Origin of the sequence: Spirulina subsalsa FACHB-351 (assembly GCF_026130165.1) — a bacterium.
GTDB lineage: Bacteria > Cyanobacteriota > Cyanobacteriia > Cyanobacteriales > Spirulinaceae > Spirulina_A > Spirulina_A subsalsa_A.
Map to the genome: position 1 here is coordinate 39,664 of NZ_JAIHOM010000018.1, position 7,546 is coordinate 47,209.

5 protein-coding genes are annotated in these 7,546 nt (G+C 48.8%); 3 read left to right on the forward strand and 2 right to left on the reverse strand.

The window, feature by feature from the left end; translation table 11 throughout:
* Nucleotides 1–192: 192 nt before the first annotated feature.
* Nucleotides 193–1,551, forward strand: a complete 1,359-nt coding sequence (locus tag K4A83_RS05330) for a (Fe-S)-binding protein (RefSeq protein WP_265263402.1) — start codon at nucleotides 193–195, stop codon at nucleotides 1,549–1,551.
* A gap of 88 nt (nucleotides 1,552–1,639) precedes the next feature.
* On the opposite strand, the gene K4A83_RS05335 is transcribed toward K4A83_RS05330, so the two are convergent.
* Together K4A83_RS05335 and K4A83_RS05340 are read right to left on the reverse strand one after the other, a co-directional pair.
* Entirely contained in the window at nucleotides 1,640–2,533 is an 894-nt protein-coding gene (locus K4A83_RS05335) for an alpha/beta fold hydrolase (protein WP_265263403.1), read from the reverse strand.
* The gene (locus K4A83_RS05340; protein ID WP_265263404.1) at nucleotides 2,530–3,150 is read right to left on the reverse strand and encodes a TetR/AcrR family transcriptional regulator; all 621 of its coding nucleotides are present in this window, start codon (nucleotides 3,148–3,150) and stop codon (nucleotides 2,530–2,532) included. Before K4A83_RS05340 ends, K4A83_RS05335 begins: the two co-directional genes overlap by 4 nt.
* A 108-nt stretch (nucleotides 3,151–3,258) precedes the next feature.
* Between K4A83_RS05340 and K4A83_RS05345 the strand changes: the two genes are divergently transcribed.
* Complete coding sequence (locus K4A83_RS05345) at nucleotides 3,259–4,452, forward strand: HlyD family efflux transporter periplasmic adaptor subunit (RefSeq protein WP_265263406.1); 1,194 nt, start codon at nucleotides 3,259–3,261, stop codon at nucleotides 4,450–4,452.
* A gap of 100 nt (nucleotides 4,453–4,552) precedes the next feature.
* Nucleotides 4,553–7,546: two-partner secretion domain-containing protein (locus tag K4A83_RS05350; protein ID WP_265263407.1), on the forward strand; the 2,994-nt coding region annotated here is incomplete at its 3' end.

Below are 7,546 nucleotides of genomic sequence, written 5' to 3' on the forward strand. Positions count from 1 at the left end.
TGTTGGGTTTCGCTGTGGCTGCACCCAACCTACAAATTGTTCAAATTGTTGGGTTTCGCGCTCCGCTGCACCCAACCTACAACCAACCTACAAATTGTCTGATTGAAGAAATAATGATCTCCCTTGCGCTAGAAGTTAGCCCCCGGACAATTTGCTATGATTGGCCAACAAAGCCATTATTGTCTCCTAAGAATGCCCAGTTCAGACACTTTTTTAAAAACTCCGTTAGAAACTCCACCCGTTCAAGGGTTTGACTCTAAAGACGCTCCGAAACCGGACTTGATTGATAGTTGCGTTCACTGTGGCTTTTGCCTCTCTACCTGTCCCAGTTATCGCGTTCTGGGTACGGAAACAGACTCCCCCCGGGGGCGTATCTACCTGATGGATGCGATTAATGAGGGGGAAGCTGCTCTGAGTCCTGTAACCAGTCAACATTTTGACAGTTGTTTGGGCTGTTTGGCTTGTGTTAGCACTTGTCCGTCTGGGGTGAAGTATGATCAACTGATTAGTGCTACTCGTCCCCAAGTGGAGCGCAATGTTCCCCGGAGTTGGGGCGATCGCATTTTTCGCAGTATTATCTTTAATCTATTCCCCTATCCCAATCGTTTACGCCCTTTACTCCTTTTCCTGTGGCTTTATCAGTCCCTCGGATTACAAAAACTCATCCGTCGCACAGGACTCCTACAAAAAATCCTCCCCCGATGGGCGGCAATGGAATCTATTCTCCCCCACATTACCTTACAAAATATCTGGGGGAATAATCTACCTGATATTATTCCCGCTCAAGGAGAAAAACGCTATCGTGTGGGGATGATTTTAGGCTGTGTGCAACGGCTCTTTTTCTCCCCCGTAAATGAGGCGACGGTACGGGTTTTAACGGCTAATGGTTGTGAGGTGGTGATTCCCCAAACTCAGGGCTGTTGTGCAGCCTTACCTGCTCATCAAGGTCAAGAAGAACAAGCTCAAGCGCTAGCCCGGCAAATGATTGATAGCTTTGCAGAAACCGGGGTTGATGCCATTATTATTAATGCGGCAGGTTGTGGTCATACGTTGAAGGAATACGGGCATATTTTAAAGGATGACCCTAACTATCGAGATAAGGCTAAAGCCTTTTCAGCACAAGTTAAAGATGTCAATGAATTTTTAGCGGAAGTGGGGCTAACGGCTCCCCTTTCTCCCTTGAGTGACCGAGAATTAGTGCTGGTTTATCAAGATGCTTGCCATCTTTTACATGGGCAAAAGATTAGTCTACAACCCCGTCAATTGTTGCAACAAATCCCCCAAGTTACATTAAGAGAACCCTTAGACGCGGCGCTCTGTTGTGGCAGTGCAGGGGTTTATAATATTTTGCAGCCGGAGGTGGGGGATGAGTTGGGACAGCAAAAGGTGGAGAATTTAGTTAATACGGGGGCGGAATTAATTGCGTCTTCTAATCCCGGTTGTTCGTTACAAATTCTCAAACATTTGGGGTTAAGAGGGCATAATATTCCGGTGTTCCATCCTATGCAGTTGTTAGATTTGGCTACAAGGGGGCTTAAGGTGGAGGTTTAGGGAATTTTTAGAAAGGGGAAAGAAACCGGGTTTCAGGGAGGCTGTAGTCGGAAACAAGTGGGTGCAAGAAACCCGGTTTCAAGCTGATCTATAGGTTTTTAATGTTTTTAATGAAGTCACCTACGACCTCAACAAAAACGGCGGTTGATTCGTAGGGGAGAACGTTGCGACCGGGGATTTTGCGGCCTTGGCCTTGGGGGAGGTGGTCTAAGTAAGCGGCAAGGCGTTGGTCGGCATTTTCTACATAGCCTCGGGTGACGCTGGAGGCTTCTTCCCCAAATAAGACAAGGGTGGGACAGGGGATGGAGGCGATCGCTTTTCCGTAGTCCTGCCGCCAAAACCCAGACAGGAAGGAGAACACGGCGTGACGACTGTTGAGATCCCGTGACCCTTGATGGAGTTGCTCTAACCATTCTTGATCAATATCGGCCTCTTGAGCGAAGAGTTGCCGTTGAGAAAAGGAGCGTAAAAAGGCCTCTCGGCGAGCATAACGATAAAAGGCCGCTCCCAAGGGGGTATCAAAGAGATTCCAAGCGATGTTCTGCTGACGGGATGGGGTGGGGGTGGTGATTAAGCGCCAAGCGGGGGGGCCAGACCAAACCATCCCCCGGATCAGGTCGGGAAAGCGGGCTACACAGGCAAGGGCGACGGGGGCTAGGGCGCCTTGGGCGACTATGACCACGGGTTCTTGAATGACGGTCTTGACAAAATACTCTAGTTGTGCTGCCCAATCGTCGGGGTGGTAGGCGAGGCGAGGCATGGCACTTTCTCCGCAGCCGAGGAGGTCGGGGTTATATATTGTTTGGCGGTGGCCTTGTTGATACCAAGTGTTGAGGAAGCGTTGCCAAAACTGGCGAGAGAGTCCGACACCGATGGGGTGGATGAGCAGGAGGGGGGATCCTTGAGGGGGGGCGGTGGGGGGATGGTGGCAATCGTAGGCGCAGGGGTAGGATTGCCAAGTGTAGAATTGGGTGGTGGTCATAATGGTTTTGCCCCCGATGCGGTGATCATGGCAATGAGCGTATCAATTAGCCGGGTTTCGGTCAAGGGGAGGATGTCGGCTCCATAGAGGACGTACTGGGTGATGATGTAGTGGGCGATCGCACCTAGAAAAATCCGGGCGGTGGCTTCGGGGTCCGGGAGAGCGAGATGGGGACAGTGGGTGAAGTAGTGGCTGAGGGATTCTAGGGCAATGGCGGGTAATTCCCGTAAGAAGGTTTGAGCGAGGTCGGGAAAGCGTTCGGATTCGGCGATCACTATGCGGATAAACCCTACATATTCCGGGTCTTGGCGGGGAACTTGTAACATGGTGCTGGCTAGATGACGCAGCAGTTGTTCTGGGGGATCGTTCAAGTGTTGGGTCACTTGTTCCGGGGCTAAAAGGTCGGCGAATTTGCTCAAAACTAAGCGATCGACTATGGCAATAAAAAGGCGGTCTTTACTTTGAAAATGGCTGTAGATTGTGGCTTTGGACACTCCGGCTGTGCTGGCTATCCGATCCATACTAGCGGCCGCATAGCCTTGTTTTAAAAATTCGGCGATCGCACCCTCTAAAATCGCATCCCGTTTATCACTTGAGCAGGAGGAAGCAGCTGTCATGGGTAAAAGCTCCTAAAAACTTGACAATACTATACTAAACCGTTTAGTTTAAAAGTAAGAACTAAACCGTTTAGTTTTTTGGCTTCCCCCTTCCTTGGAGATTGCCCGATGAAATCCCCCACCCTTCCCCTCCTCACCCTAGTCTCTCCTCAAGCCTTACCCTGGCAATATGGGCTATTTGTGGTTCTCCTACTGGTCCTAGGGGGTGGGGTGCTATATTGGCGACAACCTTGGCAAACCGCCGATAGTAACGCCCTCCCCGTGTCAACCGTCGAACGAACCACGGTGACAGCCTTGGGACGATTAGAACCGGAAGGCTCGGCCATTCAAATTCACGCCCCCACAGCGAGCCAAGAACGTCGCCTAGCCGAGTTGCGGGTAGGTCTAGGAGATTCCATCATCCCCGGTCAAATTATTGCCGTCTTAGATGGTCGAGAGCGCTTAGAAGCGGCCTTAGAACAAGCCCAAAGCGAGGTTAAGATTGCCCAGGCCCAACTCGCCCAAATTCAAGCCGGGGCGAAAGCAGGCACCCTCACCGCCCAAGAGGCCGAAATTGAGCGCATCACGGCGGAACGGCAAGCCCAAATCACCGCCCAGCAGTCCATTGTGGCGGAACGACAGGCCGAGTTAGACAACGCCGAGGCAGAATTAAGCCGTTATCGGACTTTGTATGACGATGGGGCCATTGCCGCCCTTGACCAAGAACGGAAACAACTCGCCCGAGACACCGCCCAGCGTCGCCTCGAAACCGCTCGGGCTGAACTGTCTCGCCTACAAACCACCCAAGCCCCCGAACTGCAACGGGCTAGGGCAACTCTAGAGCAACTGGCGGAGGTGCGCACGGTGGATGTTCAACTAGCCCAGGCCCAAATCCAACGCGCTCAAGCCCTTGTGCAGCAAGCCCAAGCCAACTTAGATCAGATTTATGTGCGATCGCCTCGGGGGGGAGTTGTGTTAGATATTTACACCCACGCCGGGGAAGTAGTCGCTCCCGAGGGAATTATTGAACTGGGGCAAACCGCCCAAATGGTCGCCATTGCCGAAGTGTATCAAAGCGACATTCAAGCCATCCGCGTCGGGCAAAAGGCCACCATTACCAGCCCAGCCCTGCCAGAAAGTCTCACCGGAAGCGTGACCCAAATTGGGGCAAAAATCCAAGCTCAAAACGTAGTCAACACTGACCCTAGTAGTAACATTGACGCTCGGGTAGTGGAGGTCACAATTCGTCTGGATGGTTCTGCCAGTGAGCAAGCGAGCCGTTTTACCAATTTACAAGTTGAGGTTCAATTGTCCGTGAAGTGATAGCTGAGGGGCTAACTTTTGTAAAAATGCGATCGCCTTTGCATCAAAATCCCGCATTTTGTCAGAGAGTTAAAGCAAAGCATCACCCCCAGAAAAGATCATGTCCCCTCTCAAACCCCTAGTCAGCTTAGGCACAACTCTCTGTCTACTCACCCTCACCCCCCCCAGTCTGGCGCAAATCATCCCAGACACCACCCTAGGAGAAGAAAACACCACCCTCACCCCCCCAACTCCCATCAACGGACAACTCGCCGAGCAAATTGACGGAGGAGCCATCCGAGGAGTCAACCTCTTTCATAGTTTCCTCGAATTCAACATCAACGACAGCCAGCGCGTTTATTTCCACAACCCCACCGGAATCACCAACATTTTCAGCCGCGTCACCGGAACCAATCCCAGCAACATATTAGGCACCCTTGGCGTAGACGGCAACGCCAACCTTTTCCTCCTCAATCCCAACGGTATTATCTTTGGTCCCAACGCTCAACTCGACATTAACGGCTCATTTTTAGCCACCACCGCCCATCGTTTATCCTTCGGCAATGGATTAGAATTCAGTGCCACTAATCCTCAACCCGCACCCCTTTTAACCGTCAATCTTCAACCCGGATTACAGTATGGAGATAACCCCCAAGGCATCATCACCAGTCGCGGCATTTTATCCGTCGGCGAAAACCTCACCCTTGCCGCCCCAAAACTCGATATTCAAGGACAACTCCATGCCGGTCAAGATTTAACTCTAAAAGCCCTCAATACCCTTAAAATTAGAGACACTTTAACCCACCCTTTCATCGCCATTGCCGACGGCAAATTAACCCTTCAAGGAAACGAAAACTTAGATATTTTTGCCCTCAACCATCCCGACAGTGGTTTATTTTCAGGTCAGGATATGATCTTACGCAGTGCCAACCCCGTCCTAGGAGATGCACACTACTGGAGTGGGGGCAGTTTTCGCGTCGAAAACCTAGATCAAACCCCCGGAGATTTACACAGTCCCAATGATCCTATTGTCTACTCATTAGGCGATGTTTTAATCAACGAATATATCGGAACATCCCTCCATATTTTAGCCGGAGGTCGGGTTAATATTGCCAGCGTGACCATCACCGGACCCGATGCCACGGGCAACACCATTAATCCCATCACCACCCCCAACTTAAGCACCATTACCCTCTCAGATGGGACAACGGTTCAAGTCGATGGAACAAATCGCGCCACCTTAGATATTCGGGCAGGAATGGATACCCAATTTATCGGAATTCCGGGCCTTACAGGAGCTAATTGGATAACACTTGATGGCTTTGCTTTTCCCACAGCAACCAACGCAGAAATTAATATCGGTGAAATTACCATTAATACTCCCGATAGTTTAGTGCTACTCACGAATGATTATCGACCTAACCCTAACTTACAAGGAGACATCACCCTGTTAAATGGAGGGACAATTAACACCAGTAGCGCAGTGGGCAATGGGGGAGATGTTTTTATCAACTCTCGCCAAAACATTAACCTCAATGGACTCATTAATACAGCTTCCACAGTTGGCAATGCTGGAATCGTCCATGCCGTCGCTAAAAACTTGCTCCAAGTAACTCAACCCATTAATACAAACTCCATCAATGGGAATGGAGGATTGATTAACTTAGAAGGAGCAGAACTGAATATTAGCAACTCCTTTAATTCCAGTTCACTGCAAGAAAATGCAGGTAGTATTAACTTAAAAAGTCAGGGTAATCTATCAGTCCAGGGAACGTTAAGCACCACCTCCCAAGCTGGACGAGGGGGTGATATTAACATTAGAGCCAATAATAATTTAACCGTCAATCAGAATCTGCAATCTTCCTCCACAGGACTTAACTCAGGCAACATCACCCTTGAAGCAATTTTAGGGAATATTACCCTCAATAATGCCCTAGTGAATAGCAACACCTTTGGAGCAGGTAATGCCGGAAATTTGACCGTTAAAGCGGGTCAGGATGTCATCCTAAATAACCAATCAGAACTCTTAGCTGGGACTCGTAGTTCTGGTCGGGGTGCTATTTTAAACATAGACGCTCAAAATTTGAGAATAGTTAATGGTTCAGGTTTGTATAATAATACCAACAATTCAGGTCATGCTGGGACAATTTTACTTAACATTGCCAATACTATCGATTTAGACCGAGGTTTTATCTTTGTCAATACTTTTGGCGGAACAGGCAACGCGGGAAATTTAGTCATCAATAGTCAAAATTTTAACGCAAAAAATGGCTCATTAGTTTCAGCCTTTAGTCAAGGGACGGGCAGGGGGGGAGATATGGTCATTAATGCCGCTAATGGACTCCAGTTAACCGGAAATAATGAGAGTTTTAGTGGTTTATTTTTAGGAGCAACTAATTCAGGAAATGCAGGTAACTTATCAGTGTTCACTCGTCGCTTAACTATTGAAGAAGGGGCGAGTATCTATGCTTCTACATCAGGTTTAGGACAGGCAGGAAATGTTACGATTAACGCATTAGAATTCCTGCGCGTCATCGGAACATCACCCGATGGATTAAGTCGTAGTTCCTTATCGGCCGATACCTTTGGCGGTGGGAATGCGGGTAATTTTACCATCCAATCTCCTTTAATTGAAATCTTAAATGGCGGCGAAATTTCAGCCTCAACCATTAGTCAAGGTAATGCAGGTTCATTGAATGTCAATAGTCAAAATTTAACGGTTTCTGGACAGAGTAATAATGGGTTAGCCAGTCGGTTAATTTTTGAATCTCAGCAAGCAGGGAATGCGGGTCAGTTAAATATTAATGTCTCTAATGTACAGGTCAAAAATAGCGGGATTATTTCAGCCATTACCACTGATACGGGGGATGGAGGACGTTTAACGGTAAATGCTAATAATTTCCAAGTTTTTAATAATGGTGCCGTCCGTTTTGATAGTCGTGGAACGCGAGATGCAGGTCAGTTAGGGATTAATACGCGGCAGTTTACTTTAGATACAGGAGGACAGGTTTCTGCTACGACTTCTGGCAGTGGTCAAGGGGGAATTTTAAGCGTTAATGCTCAGGATTTTGTGCAGGTTTTCAATAATGCTCGTTTAAGTTTTGATAGTAGTGGA